Annotated in this window: 12 protein-coding genes and 1 pseudogene; 10 read left to right on the forward strand and 3 right to left on the reverse strand. The window is 45.4% G+C overall.

Features of this window, described 5'->3' with window-relative positions:
- Positions 1-68 precede the first annotated feature (68 nt).
- Positions 69-1538 carry a serine hydrolase domain-containing protein gene (locus CRG97_RS05240; protein ID WP_098742077.1) on the reverse strand — a complete coding sequence of 490 codons (1470 nt, stop codon included), beginning with the start codon at positions 1536-1538 and terminating at the stop codon, positions 69-71.
- A gap of 1962 nt (positions 1539-3500) precedes the next feature.
- On the opposite strand from CRG97_RS05240, the gene CRG97_RS05250 reads away from it, so the two are divergent.
- Together CRG97_RS05250 and CRG97_RS05255 are read left to right on the forward strand one after the other, a co-directional pair.
- Positions 3501-4913: an NAD(P)-binding domain-containing protein gene (locus CRG97_RS05250; protein WP_098742079.1), complete on the forward strand. Its 1413-nt coding sequence runs from the start codon at positions 3501-3503 to the stop codon at positions 4911-4913.
- A gap of 34 nt (positions 4914-4947) precedes the next feature.
- On the forward strand, positions 4948-5877 hold the full coding sequence (locus CRG97_RS05255; RefSeq protein WP_098742080.1) for a DMT family transporter: 930 nt from the start codon (positions 4948-4950) through the stop codon (positions 5875-5877).
- A 550-nt stretch (positions 5878-6427) separates the two neighbouring features.
- Here the strand turns inward: CRG97_RS05255 and hcp are convergent.
- Complete coding sequence (gene hcp, locus CRG97_RS05260) at positions 6428-8113, reverse strand: hydroxylamine reductase (protein ID WP_098742081.1); 1686 nt, start codon at positions 8111-8113, stop codon at positions 6428-6430.
- 211 nt (positions 8114-8324) lie between these two features.
- Here hcp and CRG97_RS05265 point away from each other — a divergent pair, with 211 nt between their 5' ends.
- From CRG97_RS05265 to CRG97_RS05295, 7 genes are all read left to right on the forward strand, one after another.
- Complete coding sequence (locus CRG97_RS05265) at positions 8325-9347, forward strand: 2-oxoacid:acceptor oxidoreductase family protein (protein ID WP_098742082.1); 1023 nt, start codon at positions 8325-8327, stop codon at positions 9345-9347.
- A complete protein-coding gene (locus tag CRG97_RS05270; protein ID WP_098742083.1) occupies positions 9344-11641 on the forward strand; it encodes a thiamine pyrophosphate-dependent enzyme in 2298 nt (765 codons plus the stop codon). Before CRG97_RS05265 ends, CRG97_RS05270 begins: the two co-directional genes overlap by 4 nt.
- 211 nt (positions 11642-11852) lie before the next feature.
- Entirely contained in the window at positions 11853-14117 is a 2265-nt protein-coding gene (locus tag CRG97_RS05275; protein ID WP_098742084.1) for a helix-turn-helix domain-containing protein, read from the forward strand.
- Positions 14118-14341: 224 nt separating this feature from the next.
- Complete coding sequence (locus CRG97_RS05280; RefSeq protein WP_009593427.1) at positions 14342-15337, forward strand: ABC transporter permease; 996 nt, start codon at positions 14342-14344, stop codon at positions 15335-15337.
- A gap of 54 nt (positions 15338-15391) precedes the next feature.
- Positions 15392-16291, forward strand: a complete 900-nt coding sequence (locus CRG97_RS05285) for a carbohydrate ABC transporter permease (RefSeq protein ID WP_012819147.1) — start codon at positions 15392-15394, stop codon at positions 16289-16291.
- 133 nt (positions 16292-16424) lie between these two features.
- Complete coding sequence (locus tag CRG97_RS05290; RefSeq protein WP_098742085.1) at positions 16425-18131, forward strand: ABC transporter substrate-binding protein; 1707 nt, start codon at positions 16425-16427, stop codon at positions 18129-18131.
- An 82-nt stretch (positions 18132-18213) separates the two neighbouring features.
- Positions 18214-19443: an alpha-L-fucosidase gene (locus CRG97_RS05295; protein ID WP_098742086.1), complete on the forward strand. Its 1230-nt coding sequence runs from the start codon at positions 18214-18216 to the stop codon at positions 19441-19443.
- A gap of 120 nt (positions 19444-19563) precedes the next feature.
- Here the strand turns inward: CRG97_RS05295 and CRG97_RS05300 are convergent, their stop codons facing one another.
- Positions 19564-20265: a hypothetical protein gene (locus CRG97_RS05300; RefSeq protein WP_098742087.1), complete on the reverse strand. Its 702-nt coding sequence runs from the start codon at positions 20263-20265 to the stop codon at positions 19564-19566.
- 435 nt (positions 20266-20700) lie between these two features.
- On the opposite strand from CRG97_RS05300, the pseudogene CRG97_RS05305 reads away from it, so the two are divergent.
- Positions 20701-21470: pseudogene (locus tag CRG97_RS05305) on the forward strand (RNA-guided endonuclease TnpB family protein); the annotation flags it as partial.

Below are 21470 nucleotides of genomic sequence, written 5' to 3' on the forward strand. Positions count from 1 at the left end.
GCATAATACCTGATTTATCCGCAAAGCCTAGCAAGATTTTTGTGTAACATCTAGGGATCTCCGAACGGTTACTGAGTTTTATAAGCTATAGTATCATTACCATATACATCAAAATGAGCCATTCGAACCCCACCACTTGGTTTTATATTGAAAACCACCCTCTCATCAATATCCTTTGCTACACATGTTATTGAAGTCGCTTGATCTGATACCGGGTAAATTTCATACTTAAACCATGCGCCATGATTCTTCCGCATAAATAAATACAATTTGCAATCTTCATAGGTTACTATGATTGTCGAGTTAGGATTAATTCCATACTCTTGAAACACCTTATAGAATGCACCAATTGATATTTTAGGAACATCCATATGGATTAATTGAACCAAAGCATCTTTCATATTTCGCTCAAAGTACTGACCCTGCTCTGTGATGTCTCCATACTCATAGATACCCTCAAGTTGTTTCATTATAGATTCGTTAATGTGTATAGGGTTTGTTGTCGCTAGTTCTTGCAATTCTCCCCCTAATGCTATCTCAGCTAAGCACTGGCTAATACGTTGAACAGGCGTTAAATCAAAATTACTCAGTACGATAATAACAAGGTCATCGTTAACATATCGGTTGAAATCAGACCAAAAACCGTTCATGCTTCCAAAATGTCCAATACGCTTCCTTGGTTGATTATTAATGTTTTGTTCATCAACAACCCAGCCATAACTTCCACAGTACGTAGTGTATTGGTCAAAGAGGATCTTCAGAGAATCTTTGCTGACCAAAGTATCGGTGTAAAGGGCACGATCCCACAAGTATAGTTCTTCAACCGTAGAATACATTGAACCGGCACCAAGGTGAAGAGTCATATCTACATATTCAGTATGAATTATTTCTTTGCATACGGAATACCCAGAAGCAAGGTCTTTAACAAACGTCCTACAGTCCTCAATACCTGTATTTTCCAAGTGTAAAGGCCGACAAATTCTTTCTTTGATATATTCTCCGTAGGAAATTCCGGATACTTTTTCAATAATTGCGCTCAGTAAAATATAAGAAGAGCTGCAATACCTATGTTCTTCCCCCGGCGTAAATTCCAAAGGCTTATCCTTTATCATCTGAATGGTCTCTTCAAGTGTTGAATAAAGCCTCTGTGTTTTTTCCCAGTATCCAGGGAAACCCGGATAATCTGGAATACCGGAAGAATGAGATAATAAATGATGTAATGAAATTAGATGTCCGTTTGGATAATCTTCCAGGTATTGACCAATGTAATCATGAACATTCAGCTTCCCCTGTTCTTGAAGTTGTAATATTGCCATTGCAGTAAAAGCCTTCGTGAGTGAACCGATACGAAATTTTGTATTCCGTGAATTCGGAACATCATGTTCGATGTTTGCCATACCATAGCCTTCGTTTAATAATAAACGACCATGTTGAGCGACCAAAATAGCACCATTAAAATAACCTCGACTTGCTAAAGCATGCATATACCGTTTTAATTTTAGGCTAGTTTCATTATGGTTCATTTGAATATTACTCATATTTTTATTTCCTCCTATTTCTTTGTTACGAATTAGAAGGAACGCAAGTGTTTGGTTGCATCGGAGACAGATTTAGAAAAAAACAAAAAAAAGCGGAATAACCCTAGGGGGTTCCGCTTCGGTTCAAGATAATGACAACCTTGCGTTCCCATAATGGTCAAAATAGGCAGACGAATCCCTTGGTCTTAAATAGAATTTTTTTCTGCACTATTCAATAAAATGGACCATTACAGGCTAGCTGGCATTAAAATTGCTCCTTCCAAATATCTCCTACATTTTAATTTACGTTTATTTTAATCGAAAGTCAATTTAGGGTTTCTAAAATATATTAATGACCACTAATTTAGATTAGCGGTCATTAGGTATTTCAGAACATATACTTGATGTCCGCTAATGTTGATGGAATGCGCGTTCAAATCGGAGTTTCGGCGCTTCACGCAGATGCCAATCCTCAGAACGTCTTTATGCTCCCATACTCTTTATATGGACCCGATGCCGGTCAAGCCGGAATGTGAGCCCAGGAAGTACAACCATTTATCCACTCATCGCGGTAGGAGTCGCAGTAGCCGCAGCAGTAGCGACCGTTTCTTTGAGATTATCACGTTCAAAAACGAGACAGAAGGCTGAGAGTGACGTTGTATACACTCGGACTTAACATTTGTCAGAACGCGGTTACTATCACATCATGCAGAGCGCCTGGAGTTGAATGGTTTTCTCTCACTCATTCAACTGTAAGTTTCTTGTAAGGAATCATTAATAATAAAGCAGGATTTATACTTTACGATTAAATTGTACCCACAATGATTCATAACTACGAAGAGGATAAAACATAACATCACACGCTTATGTTTTTTGGAGAACGTCTCTCCTAAAGGAAGAATATTTCTACGGTGATAATCTGTGCAGAACGATGGAGAATAACTCTTTTTATAGATCACCATTAATTATAAGGGATCTTTTGGAGTACTTTGCAGACCAAATTGTCAGACATCAAATAAGTGTATCGGGAGGTATCCATCCAAACAGTTTATTCTGGGTACTCGAAAAAATAGTGACTAAGTTTAGCGACAATTTCTTTAAGGCGTGGTTGAGTATAGCAGGGAAGAGAAGTCAAGAAACTAGTGTTCCTCGCTGGGACGATATCGAAAAAATGAGGGATTTGAGTTTTCCTGACATGGCTTTTAAATACGCCCAGAAGAAAAATGGCTCCTTAAGTTCCGTTGAAATTTACCATTTAGCTTTAAAACAATCAGTTAACCAATATAATTGTCCGAATCATAAGCAAGAAAGCATTCCAATCTATGTTTTCATTTACAACTCAGAAAATTGCAATGTTAGTCATGAGCAAACCAGATGATGAAAATAAATAACTCCAAAAATCAGTTGATCTATATGTTAAAAAATTGAATTTTTAAAACCCGTTGATGATCAATTCCAACGGGTTTTTATTTTTTATAAAACGATAATGGATGAAATCTAAGAGGGAAAAAGGCTTGTCCTTTAACGGTACATCGCGCCTGTAGAATCGGCGCCGGCTGGCGAGTAAGCTCCCGGCCTTCGCGGAGCACGTGGGCGGGAGGATGCTAAAGACGGGTACAAACATGCTGGTGCCGAACAAAACAAGTGGAGCGATACGTTGCTGGAACTGGTGAATCCGGTAGGCGGGCGCTATTTAATCCTAACCAAAGAAATTCCTTCGTTTAATGGATAGCCTTGAAAAGTTTGTTAAATTTTTATAATCAACCCTTTACATACTATAGGGGGGTAGTGTATATTAATTGTAAAATTAAGGATGTGAGGCAATGTAGATGATTTCAGAAAGTTTTAATGAAAATTGTTGTAATCACATCAATGCTGCTCATAAGACGGTGCAAGAAAAAGCCACCATTCAGATAAAGTAAAGAATAACTTAACGATTAGTTCAGAAGATAATAAGCCATATATTGAAAGGAATGAAAAATTATGAGTTTAGAAGCTTTGAATGAACAAGTAAAAAGGGATCTTTCTTATCTTGCATTTGGGGGAGAGGACTGGGTATGCCGGGCTTACCATCCTGAGGGGCATGTCTACGATGTAGTGATTATAGGAGGCGGCCAGTGTGGTTTAGGTGTGGGCTTTGGGCTTTTGCGTGAAAGAATATCTAATATCCTGATCATCGATGAAAATGTTGAAGGATATGAAGGGCCTTGGGTAACGTACGCTCGTATGATGACATTGCGTACGGCTAAACATTTGACATCCATTGATCTTGGAGTGCCTTCTCTGACTTTTCGCTCCTGGTGGGAAGCGCAATTTGGACCGCAAAGTTGGGAGAACGTCGATAAGATTCCACGGAACGATTGGATGAACTATCTGCGTTGGTATCGAAAGGTTCTTCATTTACCTGTTGTTAATGAGGTAAAGGTGAAGCTTATTGAGCCTGCAGGGGAAGGTGTTTATCGATTGCATATAGAAGGAGCGGGAGCATCTTCTCGTACATTGCTGGCCCGGAAGGTTATCTTAGCCACTGGTATTAAAGGCAGCGGGGAATGGCACGTACCACCTATGATTTCCGAAACATTACCTCGTCACCTCTATGCACACACTTCAGAAGACAGTGACTTTAAGGCCCTAAAAGGCAAGAAGGTGGGCATTTTGGGCGGTGGAGCCTCGGCTTTTGATAATGCCAATTATGCATTAACTGAAGACGTGGGTTCGGCTCATGTGTTTGTTCGCCGCACGGAGATACCACGTATTAACCCCATTCGAAAAATGGGGGCTGCAGGTATAATTGAACGTTTTCATGTTCTATCTGATGCTGATAAGTATTCCGTTATGGCCCATTACTTAGAACATCAACCTCCTACAAATGACACCTTTGAACGTGCAGCCTCACATCCCGGCTTTACACTCCACTTAGGTGCACCATGGCTTGACGTACAGGTTGAAGCTGATAAGGCTGTTGTCACTACTCCACAAGGTAATTTCACTTTTGATTTTTTAATCATTTCCACTGGTCTAATGACGGATCATTCTTTACGTCCAGAGCTAAAGCTTTTCGAACGCCATATTGCACGTTGGGGCGACTATTATCATGCACCTGCTGAGATCGCCAGCCCCAAGCTCGATGCGTATCCTTACCTTGGCCCTGGCTTTACTTTCACATCCCGGGACAAAACGGATGCAAAGCTTCTATATGGGCTTTTCGCTTTTAACTATTCAGCTCTAGTTAGCTGTGGTATCTCAGCCTCTTCGCTTCCAGGAATGAGATATGGGATACCTAGACTCGTTTCAGCTGTGGCAGACCAGCTGTTCTCTGATCATCGTGAGGAGATTCTGAAAAATTACTATTCTTATAATGAAGCTGAATTTGTTGGAGAATGGACAAAGTCTTAATTCACTATTCATTAATTGAAGGGAGGATAGGCAATTGGGGAAAGTCTTTTCAAAATCGACGTGGGCATTACTATTACTAGTCTTTATTTGGGGTGGAAGTTATCCGATCTATAAAGTGGCTGTCCCTTATACGCCCCCGTTATTATTTGCGGGCATGCGTGCATTGATTGGGGGACTTATCCTTTCAGCTCTTATCTATAAAATAAGGAACAGGATTAAATGGCGCGAGAATTGGGCGAAATATTGTATTTCAGCATTCTTTAATACGATTCTCTTTTTCGGGTTACAGACAATAGGGCTTATGTATTTGCCAGGAGGATTGTTTTCCGTGCTTGTCTATTTTCAGCCCGTTATACTTGGATTGTTTGCTTGGATTTGGCTTGGAGAGAACATGTCTCCGTTGAAAATCATGGGGTTGATTATTGGATTTTTGGGAATTGTAATTGTCAGTGTAGACGGATTAACCGTCCATGTATCAACCATTGGTGTAATCTTAGGGTTGCTTATGGCATTTAGCTGGGCCCTTGGTGTGGTTTATGTGAAGAAGGTGAGCAAGGAAGTAGATGCATACTGGATGGTTGCTCTGCAGTTTATTATTGGTGGAGCTATTCTCTTAGGTACGGGAACAATTTTTGAAAACTGGTCAGATATTGAATGGAATAGCAAATACCTTTTGGGGCTCGGATACGCCTCCACTTTTGGCATTCCACTGGCTTATATCATTTACTACAAACTTATTAATGCGGGAGAGGCAAGCAAAGTCGGGACATTCACGTTTCTTGTACCGATCATTGCAGTATTCAACAGTACGGTGTTTTTAGATGAACCACTAACTTACCGCCTTGTCGCAGGGCTGTTACTAGTAGGTGTAAGCATTTTTTTAGTGAATTATCGCGGGAAAAAGGTGAATGCTTCATTATTCAATAGAGCGCAGGAAAAATTTAATACGAAAGATGTCGGATGACAAGAACGTATATGCTTAAAAGCCGCGTAGCAGCGGCTTTTTTTGTTTTATGTCATCAACTTCTATCATTATCATTTGAAAAGAATTTGATGATAATTCCGTTTCTGACAAGAACATAAGGACTTTTCCGATTAACCAATAAACAGTTGGATCATGCTTTGATGTGTAAGGTGGATATTTACTCGATTTTGTTCTATGCATTAACTGAAAACATACTAGAATCTGGATTCTATGTTATAGAAACAAATTGAATAGAAAGGGTGTATTAGAAATGGCTTTTACCAGTGTAAATGCGATGGATCAAAAAGTAGCTGAGAAGTGAACTCTGCGGCACCACCTAAAAATGTCGGACACATATTATTACACAATATATGATATGTATTTTCGATCATCCAATAATAAGTTCTAAAACTTCCCCGGATTGTTCAATGAAACAACCCCACCCCCCCAATCAAATGATTTGATTGGGGGGTGTTTTGAATATGGTGTTATCTGATGGATACGCCATCTAGGAAACACTAACATTTCTTTTACGTAGGGCATTCTTTTTTTAGGCACCAAGGAACATTTTCATGTCATCTTCCACAGTGGTAATGCCGCCGATACCGAAGTTTTCCACGAGGACTTTGGCAACGTTAGGCGACAGGAATGCAGGGAGCGTAGGGCCCAGATGAATATTTTTAACGCCAAGATATAGCAGGGCAAGCAGCACGATAACCGCTTTTTGCTCATACCAGGCAATGTTATAGGAAATCGGCAAATCATTAATATCCTCAAGGCCGAATACTTCCTTCAGCTTCAATGCAATCACGACTAGGGAGTAAGAATCATTGCATTGACCAGCGTCCAGGACCCGCGGAATGCCGCCGATTTCGCCTAGATCCAGTTTATTGTATTTGTATTTGGCACAGCCTGCAGTTAGAATGACCGTGTCTGTTGGAAGTTCAGCCGCAAAATCGGTGTAATAGTTGCGGGATTTCATCCGTCCATCGCAGCCGGCCATGACGAAGAAGCGGCGGATCGCCCCGGATTTCACGGCATCGACGACTTGATCGGCCACGTTCATCACAGCGGCATGAGCGAAACCGCCGATGATCTCACCCGTTTCAAGTTCCGTTGGAGCTGGGCATCCTTTCGCTTGCTCGATTAGTAGCGAGAAGTCTTTGGGAGCACCGTCTTTTCCTTCTGGAATATGGCGGACACCCGGAAACCCAGTGTTGCCTGTTGTATATATACGGTCCTTATAACTGTCTTTTGGCGGAACGATACAGTTGGTCGTCATTAATATCGGTCCGTTAAAGGCTGCGAATTCGCTATTCTGCTTCCACCACGCATTCCCGTAATTGCCTACAAAATGATCATATTTCTTGAATGCCGGATAATAGTGGGCAGGCAGCATTTCACTGTGCGTGTACACGTCCACGCCGGTTCCTTCCGTCTGCTTCAGCAGCTCCTCCAAATCCTTCAGATCATGGCCGCTGATGAGAATGCCGGGCCGGTTTCTTACCCCGATATTTACCTTCGTAATTTCCGGATTTCCGTAAACCGAGGTGTTCGCTTCATCAAGCATCGCCATTGCGTTTACGCCGTATTTACCGGTTTCCATCGTCAAAGCTACCAGATCCTGCACTTCAAGGCTGTCGTCAAGCGTGGCGGCAAGTGCACGGCGCATAAAACGGTTTAGTTCGTTATCATCCTTCTCGAGATGAAGCGCGTGGTACGTATAAGCAGCCATCCCCTTCAAGCCGTAAGTAATCAATTCGCGCAGCGATCGGATGTCTTCATTGCGAGTCGAGAGGACACCAACCGTACGTGCTTTTTCATCAAAAGAAACTTCGTTATCCGCATGCCAGACGGCGGCATCAGGGAGATTGGCGGTTCCTTCCGGATATTGTTCGTTATAATAGGTGCGCACCTCGCCGCGGAGCTCTATCGCTTCCCGGATTCTTCCCACAAAAACCTCGCGGTCAAAGTTGGCGTTCGTAATCGTTGCAAACAAGGAGTCCATCATAAACAGCGATACGCGCTGTTCAAGCACCTCCGGCAGCCGGACATCCAGACTGAGAAAAGAGATACCTTTCAGCAGATAAATCAACAAATCCTGTAGGTTTGCCACATCATGCGGTTTGCCGCATACTCCGACAATGGTGCAGCCTGTTCCTTTGGATGCTTCCTGACATTGAAAGCAGAACATGGACGGCTGATGCTTTAAGGTCTCTTGGGCGTTGTTATTCATTATTTTCTCCTCCCGGTTTCGTGAATTCACTGTCGTTAAAGTCAGTATAAGATTGCCTTGCAATTGGACTGTTGAAGACAGTATACTTCGCTCACACAACCGACATAGTGATTGGAATCACAATTTCTTAAGTAGTGAGTTTAATCACAAACCTGGTCCGTTTCTTCTTTTAAACTGGAATTAATGACCTAAGAAGAAATGAGGAGAGAACATGTCGATTTTACCTCAAAAGAATGAACTGGGATTTTTCGAGATCCGTCTCGAATCCATCGGCGGGCTTGGCGCCAATCTGGCCGGAAAAATGCTGGCCGAAGCCGGGGTCACCGGCTCCGGACTTAACGGTTCGAATTTTTCCAGCTATGGTTCGGAGAAAAAAGGGTCGCCAGTGAAGAGTTTCGTAAGGTTCTGCGATTCCGAGGTGGAAATCCGCGATCACAGTCCCATTGAGCAGCCGCATGTCGTTGGTGTATTTCATGAAGCATTGTATAAGACGGTAGATGTCGTAAGCGGATTACAGACTGATGGAACGGTGCTTGTGAATACGGCGCGAGGCCTTTCCGAAGTGGCCGTTGATCTGAACATGACGCAGGGAACGCTGACCGTAGTTGATGCGCTGAAAATTTCCGTTGAGGAAAAAACCAAAGTGAATACGGCAATGCTGGGGGCTTTGTTCCGGATTTGCAGCTTCCTAAACCCGGACGATATGCGGCAGGTGATCCGCACAACGTTTGAGAAAAAGCTGCCCCACCTCGTGGAAGCGAATTTGCGGACTTTTGACAGAGGATATAACGAAGTCCAGTTCCTTTCCTTGGGAAATGGCTCAGATCTTATAGACAAAATCGCTTTCGCAAGACCGCAGCCGATTCTTGGATATGAAACGCAGGAGCTGGGCGGGATTCTGAATGTTACGGCGAACAGTGTCCTGAAGGATCTTAGCGGCTCCCGGCAGGGATATTTGCCAGAGTATAAGATAGAGGACTGCATTAACTGTGCCGCCTGCGATACGGTATGTCCGGATTTCTGCATCGTGTGGGAGAAGAAACCGGATAAGCGCGGGAATATGCAGATGTTTATGAAAGGTATCGATTATCAGTATTGCAAAGGCTGCCTGAAGTGTATCGAAGCTTGCCCGACCACCGCTTTAGCTGCCATGTTAGAAGAGCCGTATTATGCGGAGCAGCACCGTGTGCCGCAATCATTTCCCTATTTAACTGCGGAGGGAGTCAGATCATGAATATGCAAATTCAAGAAACAACGGAGAAAAAGCTGGCGGCCGCTCAAACGGCAGTCTTCGAATCGGGCAACGAAATGGCTGCCATGGCGGCTGCCCAGATTAACTATCACATTATGGGTTATTTTCCGATTACGCCATCTACGGAAATCGCCCAATATCTTGACATGATGCGTACACGCGGCGAACATGACATCAAGCTGATTCCAGCTGACGGCGAACATGGATCGGCGGGGATTTGCTACGGTGCGGCCGCAGCCGGAGCACGGGTATTCAATGCTACCAGCGCGAATGGTTTCCTGTATATGATCGAACAGCTTCCTGTGCAGGCGGGCACACGTTTCCCGATGGTCATGAATTTGGTGACGCGTGCAGTCAGCGGACCGCTGGATATTCGTGGTGACCATTCGGATCTTTACTACGGTCTGAATACCGGCTGGGTGATTTTGACCGCACGTTCACCGCAGGCAGTTTATGACATGAATATCATGGCGCTGCGTATCGCGGAACATGAAGACGTACGCCTGCCGGTCATTGTAGCTTACGACGGATTTTTCACTTCGCACCAGAAACGCCGGGTACAAATATTTACGAACCGGGAAACCGTTCAGGAGTTTGTAGGGGAAAAGGCGCCTGAATATCCACATGTGCTGGACGAGAACAACCCGATCGTTGTTGGGGCTTATATGAACGGCGACGATTTGATGAACAACCACTTCCAACAGTCAAACGCCATGTATCGTGCGGGAGAGGTGTTCAAGGAAGTGGCAGAGGAATACGCAGCTTTATCCGGAAGATCCTATTCGCCGCTTGATCTGTACCGAATGGAAGACGCGGAGGTGGCTTTATTCCTGCTCAATTCGGCGGCCGAATCCTCCAAAGACGTCGTGGATCGGCTGCGGGCGAAAGGAATAAAAGCGGGCATAATCAGCCCGAATATTCTCCGGCCGTTCCCGGCAAGAGAAATCCGCGAGGCGTTGACAGGTGTCAAAGCACTACTGGTTGGCGAACGTGCCGATTCTTACGGTGCACACGGAGCCAATCTGACCCATGAGGTCAAAGCGGCCCTGCAGGAAATCCGGGGTCCGCAGCCTATTGTGCTGTCCCGCATATTTGGTCTTGGCGGGAAAGACTATTACGCGGATGACGCGGAAGCTTTTTTTGCCTTGACGATCGAGGCCATGGAGCTCGGTTATGCCAAAGTGCCGTTTGATTATTACGGCCAAACACCGGGAGCTGAGCAGCAAAGGCTGCAGCCGGTCATTGCCCCGATGAATGGAGACAGCTTTAAATCTGGCCTGATCACCGTAAAGGTGGATGAAGAGACAAGTAAACTATCCGTTAAAGTACCGCCGATGCGGGCGCTTGCCGCGAAACCGAAACGGTTTGCTTCCGGTCACGGAGCCTGCCCGGGCTGCGGTATTTTCCCGGCGCTGGAGCTCTTTTTCAAAGGGATTGAAGGCAATGTCGTTACTTTATTCCATACCGGCTGCGCTTATATCACAACAACGGGTTATCCGTATAACTCGCATAAGCAGAGCTTCATTCATAATTTGTTCCAGAACGGACCGGCTACTTTATCCGGCACGGTAGAAGCGTTCCTTGAGAAGAAACGCCGCGGGGAAATCGAAGTTCCTGAGGATTTCACTTTTGTGATGGTGACCGGCGACGGCGGCATGGACATCGGGATGGGTTCGGCCATCGGGACGGCGCTGCGGGGCCATAATCTGATCATTCTGGAATATGATAATGAAGGCTATATGAACACCGGTGCACAGCTTTCGTATTCTACACCATTAGGACACATGACCAGTACGTCGGGTGTCGGCAAACAGCAGCAGGGCAAAGCGTTCCATCACAAAGATACGGTACAAATGATGGCGGCGGCACATATTCCGTATGTATTCACGGGGACGGAAGCATTCCCGCAGGATCTTGTGAAAAAGGCGGCAAAAGCGCAGTGGTACGCTCAGAATGTAGGTACTGTCTACGGCAAACTGCTGATCACATGCCCGCTGAACTGGAAATCGAGCGACAAGGATGGGGAGAACATCGTCCGCGCGGCCGTGAATTCAAACTTCTTCCCACTGTATGAAGTGGAGCAAGGAGAAACGAACATTACGTACGATCCTGAAGCGAAGAAAAAACAGGTACCGCTCAGCGACTGGCTGAAATATATGGGCAAATCAAGACATCTGCTCAAGGAAGAAAACAAAGTAATGCTTGGCGAATTTGAAAAAGAAGTGGAGCGGCGCTGGTCGATTCTGAAAGCGAAACACGAGAACCCACTGCTATAAAATATTCAATACAGCATACTAGGATTTACAGCAGACATTCAACCAAGGGATTTGTATCCCTTGGTTTTAATATTTTCATTCGTTGTCTATGGTTGTACGGAGTTTGCGGTCTAGCCTCATCGAGCAAATGGCTACGAAGAACTATAACCCAAGAGGTGCTTTTTAAGTTATAATAGTAAAAAATTTATGCAAATACGTGGGAGGGTTGATCATGCAGAGATCCTGGTACAAGCGTCTATTGCTCTCCTATATGCCCATTTTTGTTATTGTGATTACCTTTATATTTTTTGTTTTCTTTCAGCTGTTCAGCGAACAGAGTCGCCGGGAGGCCCTTAACGCCAATAAATCGCTTTCCTTGCAAGCGATGCGCATGGTGGATACGTCCCTGAAGGTGATCGACAATATGATCGTTCTTGAGAGCATCAATAGTAAGGCTTTGAACGATTTTTTTGAATCTTCTGCCGTGAGCGATCCATATATCAATATCCAAGCTGTTAAGAAGCTCAAGGAGATCATTAATTATTATCCCTTGATTGATTCGATTTATCTGGTGAGGAATTCTGACGGCTATGTGCTCAGCGATGCGACGAATGGATACATAAGTACATATCCGGACCATGAATTTATTGAGCAATATCAAGTATCGAAAACGCCGAAATGGACAGGCGCGAGAAACTTTGAACAATTTAAAATGAAAGGCGGCAAACAGGTGGTCAGCCTGGTCAGAGGATCGCCTTATATGAAAAACGACTTTGGCATGATTGTCGTCAATGTGAGCGCGGAATCCTTGAACAAGCTTACCCAAGAGATGCTGGATTCCAAGATGAGTTTCATTCAGGTTCAGGATGCTTCCGGAAATCATTTGTTCGGCACCTCGATGGATCGTCCGCCATCCCAAGTCAATTCCCAGTATGTATCAAGCTATACGAATTGGAAATATGGCAGCGGTTTGTTGAACAACAGTTTTGTAAGCGCTATCTCTTATTTGTATAACCTTTGGTTTATCATCGGTCTTGGCATGATTGCCATCGGCTTCCTATGGATGATTTATGTTTCCAGGCGCAACTCCAAGCCAATTGAGGCAATTGCCGCCCGATTCAGCAGCTATTCGCTTCCAGTGGTGAGAGGAGGTCGGTGGAAGGGGAAGCCGGATGAATTTGCTTTTATTGAATCCGCCTTTGACAACATACTGGAACAATCCAAGGAATATCAGGAGAAATACAGGGAGGACCTCCATGTCAGGACCCGGTATATGTTCCGCCAGTTGATCGAAGGGGATTCGCATCTGTCTATTTCCGAATGGAAATCGGAAGCGGTTCGGCTGAATTTGCCGCTGCCGCTCGATCGATATCGTATCCTCATCCTTGAAATCGATAAGTATGGCGATTTCTGCCGGGACTATTCCAAAGCCGATCAAGATCTGCTTAAATTCACCCTGCGGACGGTCGTGGATGAGATCGCTTCGAAAAAGGACTGCCGGCTGTGGTCGGAATGGACTTCACCTTCCAATCTGTCCATTATGCTGTTTGAAGAACAGGGTCAGGACAAGTTCGAGGAGGCCGTACTGGTCCCGGTTGCAGAACAAATCCTCGCATGGACGCACCAAAACTTGAAATTTACGATTACGATTGGCATAGGCGGATCCACAGATCAAATTGGCGATATTCCGCAATCTTTTAAAGATGCGATGCAAGCCTTAAAGTATAAAATCGTGCTCGGTGAAAACCGGCTGATCCGCAGCGAGGATATTTCGAGCCATGGCATCGTCGAGGTTTATACGCATTTGGGAGAAATTCGCTCGATTATCCAGTCCTTCAGAATGCTGAAAGAGCATTGGAGCGATGATTACGATCAATGGTTTGAACAGCTGAAGAACAGCTTCCTGACCAATGATGAAATATTCAGCTTAATGAATTACATGATCTATTATATCGGCCGCGAAATGTCGGGACTGGGCAAGGAAATTTACAACAAGTGGATACAGGAGGGATTGCCGAAGCTGACAGTAAAGGTAGACAATTCTTACTCCTTGGAGCAGCTGAGACAGGAAATCAAACAAGTGCTGACGGATCATTATGAACAGATGAAACAGATTCAGGATGGAAACCAATACTCCAATATGATCAGAAACATATGCAGCTTAATCGAGCGCGATTATGCCAATCCGGATCTTTCCCTTGAAATGCTGGGGGAACAGTATCAGCTGAGCGCCAAATATGTAAGTAAATTGTTTAAGGAAAACACCGGACAAAGGTTCGTTGATTTCCTGATCGATATTCGAATGAAGGAAGCGAAGCGGCTGCTGACGGAAACGGACTATTCCGTGCAGGAGATTGCAGAGCGGGTCGGATACGCCCACGCCATTTCGTTTACCCGCGTTTTCAAGAGGACGGCTGGAGTTACCCCGGGCGAATACCGGAATAACCGGAAGGCACAGCAGCGTGGAGAAAATGATTCAGTAGTAGAAAACGGTTAAGGCGGCGATCATGCATCGCTGCCTTTTTTGATTGAGAACGAACCCGCTGTTAAGGCGTTCCGTCCGCCTGGAATGAACCCTGATTCGCTTTCTATGAGGAGGCCCAGGCGAAAATGGTTAGTCGTTTTTATTTTTGTTTCTTGTTGCCGGATGACATTGTTGTATACACTCGGTTTACATCGCAAGGACCTGAAAGTAGGAATGGACGAAAGGAGTTAACCCGCATGCCGAGACTGAACGCTAGGCTTCAAACCGAACCAAGCCTGGAACCGAAACCTCCCATAATATTGAAAGCGCTGCCAGAAGTGAAGAAAGGAAGGTCCAGAGGAAAACAAATTAAGCGTCATTGGCAGCTGTATCTCGTTCTCTTGTTACCCGTTCTTTATTTGATTATTTTCAAGTACATACCGATGGCCGGTATTGTAATCGCATTCAAGAATTATAACGTAATCCAGGGAATCTGGGGCAGCGACTGGGTCGGGCTGAAATATTTTCGCCAGTTCTTCGATTCGCCGAACTTCTGGCTCTACATTAAAAACACACTTGGCATCAGTTTCTATGGATTGATCGTAGGCTTTCCCGCACCCATCCTATTGGCACTCGCGCTAAACGAAATTCGCAACGGTCTATTCAAGAAGACGGTACAGATGGTTTCATATGCCCCTTATTTCATATCTACGGTGATTATGGTTTCGATCATTATCGTCAACTTGACGCCAAATGTGGGGATGATCAGTAAATTTTTCGAGATGTTAGGTATGAGTAATACGAATTTTATGGGTATACCGGGCCTGTTTAAGTCCATTTACGTCTGGTCCGATGTTTGGCAATTTACAGGTTACGGAGCGATTATTTACATCGCAGCACTGTCCGGCGTTAACCCGGAGCTGTACGAATCAGCCAAGGTAGATGGCGCGTCCCGCATCCAGAAGATTCTGAACATTGATATACCAAGCCTTATTCCCGTATCGGTCATTCTGCTCATTCTCAATCTGGGCAACATCATGAAACTAGGATTTGAAAAAATATACCTGATGCAAAATCCGCTTAATTTAAGCACGTCGGAAGTCATATCCACTTATGTGTACAAGGTTGGTTTGTTGGGCTCCAGCTTCAGCTTCTCAACGGCGATCGGTCTCTTCAACTCGGTCATCAATCTTATTCTGCTGGTGTCCGTCAATTACATCGCCAGAAAGCTGTCGAACAGCAGCTTGTGGTAGGCCTGTTCTACGCAGCCAGTAAACAATAGCAACTTTGGAAAGAGAGGAGACCCTATGTTCAAAAAAGCCGCTATACGTGAATCGAAAGGCGACCGCCTATTCATGTTCTTGATCTATCTGTTCTTGACCCTGGTTCTTATTGCAGTAGCTGTACCATTAATCTACATCGTAAGCTCGTCCTTCAGCTCGCCTCAGGCGGTTACATCGGGCAAGGTTTGGCTGTTTCCCGTAGATTTTACGCTGGACGGCTACAAGGCGGTATTCAATAATCCGCAGATCGGCGTCGGCTATCTGAATTCCCTCTTTTATACCGTTGTCGGCACCCTCATCAATGTAACGCTCACGATTATGCTGGCTTATCCGCTGGCGAAGAAGTCGCTTTACGGCCGCAATTTCTTCATGGTTCTGCTGGTGATCACGATGATGTTCGAAGGAGGACTGATTCCTTATTACCTCGTCGTTAAGAATCTCCATCTGCTGGATACGCGGTGGGCCATGATTTTACCGGGGGCACTGGGGGTATTCCAGGTTATCGTCGCAAGGACATTTTTCCAAACCACGATTCCCGATGAATTGGCGGAAGCCGCGGAGCTGGACGGATGCAGTGACATCCGGTTCATATTCAGCATTGTCCTGCCGCTGTCCAAACCCATTATTGCGGTCATGACATTGATGTATGCAGTCGGGCATTGGAATGCTTATTTTGATGCACTGATCTTCTTAAGGAGTCCTGACTTGTTCCCGCTTCAAATCATTCTCAGAAACATTCTAATTCTGAATTCGGTCGATGCTTCCATGATGGCGGATGTGAGCCAGATGCAGGCGCAGCAGGGGCTCAAGGATTTGCTGAAATACTCCTTGATCGTTGTTGCGAGCTTGCCTGTGCTTATCATATATCCTTTCGTCCAGAAACATTTTGTCAAAGGCGTCATGATCGGCTCGCTAAAGGGCTGATCATGACAGAGCGATAATGGCATCAAGGAGGTGAGGCTGTACATTATTCAGATACGGCAAAAGCTAGTGGAGGCAAAAGCATAGGAAAGGGCCAAACGCCCGAAATACGGATGATAAGCGGGGGGTATATTCGATGGAAAAGAGCATGAAGAAGAAAAACTGGCTAGGTGTCATTAGCTGCCTAATGGCTTGCATGCTGCTGCTTAGTGCCTGCGGCGGAACCAATTCCGGCAATCAGTCAAATGGCAAGACGGCTGACAACGGTGCTGCCAATGAGGATCTGTTTAATGCTGTTGGTTCCTATCCGATCGTGAAGGAGCCGATGACCATTAAAATGTTCGCGCCTCAGTTCGCGTCAATCGAAAACATGGATACCAACCTATTTACCAAACATCTTGAAGAGAAGACGAACATCAATATCGCTTGGGACCTAGTACCGGAAAATGCTTTGAACGACCGCAAGCAGCTCATGCTGGCCGGTGGTGATTATCCTGAAGTCATTCTCCAAGCGAATTTGACCAAGGAAGAGCAGATGAAGTATGGGTCGCAGGGCGTGTTTATCCCTCTGAATGATTTGATTGACCAATATGCACCCAATATCAAGAAAGCGATGGAGGATATCCCTTACATGAAAGCCTCCATCACGACTCCGGACGGCAACATCTATGCTTTGCCGCAGGTCAATGAATGCTACCATTGTGACAATGCGCTCAAAATGTGGATCAACAAAAAATGGCTCGATAAAGTGGGACTGCCTGTTCCAACGACCACTGACGAATTTTATACTGTGCTGAAAGCGTTCAAAGAGAAGGATCCGAACGGCAACGGCAAACAAGATGAAATCCCGCTGACAGGCTCGGATGAAATGTGGGCAGGCAACGTCTCCGCCTTCCTGATGAACTCGTTTATCCTTGATGATTACGTCGACAAGGGTTCGGGTACGTTCCTCCGCGTCATTGATGGCAAAGTTGATTTTACGGCAAACAAAGAAGAGTGGAAGCAAGGCCTCCTTTATCTGAATCAATTGTACAAAGAGGGATTAATTGATCCCGCAGCCTTTACCCAGAATGCGGATGCGATTCAACAAATGGCCAACCGCGAACCGGACAATATTATGGGTACGCTTTCAACTGCATTAATTAGTTATGCTTACAGCATGGATGATAAGGCGCCGCGTCATAAAGACTATGTTGCCCTGCCTCCGCTAAAAGGCCCGAATGGTGTGCAGCAGACGCTGAATTTTGCGGGAATCGCTGTCTCACAATTTGCGATTACGAATAAAGCGACGAGCGAGCAGCAGATTGCCGCCATCCGGTTAGCGGATTATTTATATACGGAAGAAGCGATTGTGTTACAGGAATATGGTCCTGAGGGCGAAAGGTGGCGGAAAGCTGAGTCCGGTGAAAAGGATATCGATGGGAAGCAGGCTAAATATACAGCTATTCCTGACCCCGAGAAAAAGCCGACGCATAATGACGGTTGGGAACAGATCGGTCCATCGCTCAGAACCTATGCTTACCGAGCGTCCTGGACATCTCCTCAGGATCCGCTCACTCCCGACGGATACGGTACTCGTCTGAATCAGGTTTCCAAGGAATATGAACCGTACCAATCCAAGGAGCAATATCCAACAGGACTGTTCATAGCGCTTGAAGATGCCGAGCTCGTTGCGCAGATCAAGACGACGCTTGTCGACTACGTAAAATCCAATATGGCGCAGTTTATTACAGGCTCTAAAGATATCAATAAAGAATGGGATTCTTATGTGCAAGGGCTGGATGGAATGCAGCTGAGCCAGTACCTGGAAATCTATCAAAAGGCATTAGATGCGAGAAAATAACGCAAAATTGGTTCCCTGCGCACGGACATTCCTTGTGCAGGGATGATTATTTAACCTTCATAGAAAGCAGGTGTATGATTCAATGAATGAACTTGCAAAGCCATCTCCACAGCAGCTGGCATGGCAGGATATGGAGATGGGCATGTTTTGCCATTTCGGTATGAATACGTTTTGCGATCAGGAATGGGGAGACGGAACGGATTCAGCGGAAATCTTCAATCCAGAGCAGCTTGATGCCCGGCAGTGGGCCAGGACCGCAAAACGCGCCGGCTTCAAGTATCTGGTATTGACCGCAAAGCATCATGACGGATTCTGTCTGTGGCCAACGAAAACGACCGATTACTCCGTGAAGTCCAGTCCGTGGAGGGACGGTAAAGGGGATGTCGTCCGTGAAGTTGCCGATGCTTGCAAAGAGGAAGGGCTTCAGTTTGGGTTGTATCTGTCCCCCTGGGACCGACATGAACCTTGCTATCCCGATAAAGAGGCTTATGACGATTTTTACGCGGAGCAATTAACGGAGCTTTTGACCGGGTATGGGTCACTGGTCGAAGTATGGTTCGATGGAGCCGGTTCCCAAGGCAGGGAATACGATTGGAATAGAATCATCGGTCTGGTGGATCAATACCAGCCGGATGCAATGGTCTTTAATATGGGACGCCCGACCATCCGCTGGGTAGGGAATGAAGACGGCGTCGCCCCTTATCCGTGCTGGAATACGGCCACCACGGCAAAGGAGAGTATGTTCACCAGCGATATGATGACCTGGATGGCAGGGACCCCGGCTTGGGTACCGGCTGAATGCGATGTTCCGATCCGCAAACTTCACTGGTTTTGGCATCCTGACGATGAGGCAAGCTTAAGAAGCCTGGAGGAAGTACTGGATATTTATTACCGCTCGGTCGGCCATGGCGCTACGCTGCTTTTGAATATATCCCCGGACAACCGCGGGCTGCTGCCTGAAGTGGATGTGAAGCGTGTCATCGAATTCGGAGATGAAATCCGCCGTAGATTCGGGCAGCCGGTTGGCCAAACGAGTGGAGAAGGAACCGAGCTGCTGCTGGGCCTAGGATCTATTCAGCCAGTAAATCATGTAATCATCATGGAAGACATTGCCCATGGGGAGCGTGTGCGTGAATACGTGCTTGAAGCATACAGCCAAGGCGAATGGAAAGAACTTGTACGTGGAAGTGCGATTGGGCATAAAAAAATCGACCGATTCGACACCATCGAAACCGATCAATTGCGTGTCAGAATCCTTTCCAGTGTGGAGAAACCTTTGATCCGCAATTTGGCCGCATATCACGTGGAATGATTCGAATTCAGGCTCAAGTAACCAAAAACAGACTGCCGCGGCAGTCTGTTTTTCGTATTTAGTACTTCGTCTCCATTTCTTAAAAGGGAGCTTAGAAAATACTGTCTGGGTATCTTGATTTTACGCGCTAATCACGTTACCGCAATAGTCGCATTCCTTCTCATCGTTAGCATACACGATGATCCTGGCTCCGCAGCTCGGGCATTCCATGGATCTAGGTCCGCGCCCCCGATCCTCGCTTTCATCGTATTCGTCAACATATTCTTCATCGTAATCATCATCATATGCTTCATGATACTCTTCGGGCTCAAGTTCGAGGATGTCATTTTGGATTCGACCGAAGGGCAGCATGTGCTCTGTAATCATAAAATCCAAGTCTCGAATGACGTGACTGGGAGATTGTTTCGTCTCTACGGCGATATGATCAATCTCTCTGATTCTTCTGTTTATAACAAGGTGGTAATACTGGTGCAATAATAAGCTGAATTTGCTATCTGCCCGGCTGCCCAATATGAAAAAAACGATAGCCGGAATTAGAAGTATTATTCCATATAGCAAGGCAGAATCCCAGAAAAGTTGAACATCCTCAGGGTTGTTGAGGTCAAAAGCTAAAATAAATAATCCCATGATTAAAATATAAGTATAAACCCAAAGCCATCCAATCAGTCGATGATTTCTTCCCTTGCGAGAGTGATGAACATGAGTCGTAAGTACACGGAATAATGTCATCAAGAAACCGACGGGATATAATGTGAAGGCGAGTGTTAAAATGACACGGTCGAACTTGGAATATTTTGATTTATAAGGTAAATAATCTTCCATCCTTAGTACTCCTTTTCGTACGGTACTATCTGGTTCTAATATACTATCATTGTATACGATTTATGGTCTTTGTTGTTGCATTATTTGGAAAAAAACGGTGCGGACATAACCAATATAGGATTCGAAACCTTAGACAAGGAAGCCTTGATGAGCTGTCTACACGAACCTAGAAGCAGATATTCCATTCAATATGTGGGACATGTTATGGGTTGTTTTTTGGCAGGGGTTTATTCATACTTTGCGTAAGGACACTCGTGACTTCAGTCATGAGAGGAATTGCGTTTTTTTCCTCCTTAGAATCATCGCAAATGCTCCTTCTTTCTCAAAAAACAAACAACTACTTTGGACTAGAACAAATGTTTGGTATAATGGTAAATATAAACGTTACGTCCCTGTTCCTACTTCGATCCTCACGGAAAGGATGGGTGAGATCTGTTGAAGCTAACGGTTACCGCCAAAATCAAAATTTTACCTTCACCAGAGCAGAAAGAGTTGTTGTTCCAGACACTCCATGCCTATCGGATGGCCAGCCAATTTGTATCGAAGCTCGTCTTTGATGAGAAGGTGCTCCACCAACAGAAGCTGCATCTCTTGACGTATCGCAAGCTTCGTGCCGATTTCGGGCTTCGCTCTCAAATGGCGCAATCGGTGATGAAGACGGTCATTGCCCGCTATAAGTCCATTCAAGGAAATGGGCATCCCTGGACTCTTGTACGATTCAAGAAGCCGGAACTCGATTTGGTCTGGAACCGCGATTACTCCATGCGAAACCCAATGTTTTCAGTCAATACCTTATCCGGGAGGATCAAGGTCCCCTTTGAAAGCAAAGGCATGGAACATTATTTGGATGGAACATGGACATTCGGTACAGCCAAACTGGTGCATAAGCGCGGAAAGTTCTTCTTGCATATCCCCGTGACCCAACCTGTGGACGAACCGTCCGTGCATGACATCGAAAGAATCGTCGGTGTAGATATGGGGATCAACTTTATCGCCGTCAGCTATGATTCGCGAGGAACAACCGCATTCTTCCACGGCAGAAGGGTCAAGAACCAGCGTTCAAAGTACAAGCGGCTTCGCAAGCGGCTGCAACAGGTTGGAACAGCTTCCGCCCGCAGAGCGATCAAGCGTATCGGACAGCGAGAAAACCGTTATATGACCGATGTCAACCATCGGATATCGAAGGCACTCGTTGACCGGTACGG

Origin of the sequence: Paenibacillus sp. EZ-K15, from assembly GCF_002573715.1 — a bacterium.
Taxonomy (GTDB): domain Bacteria; phylum Bacillota; class Bacilli; order Paenibacillales; family Paenibacillaceae; genus Paenibacillus_AQ.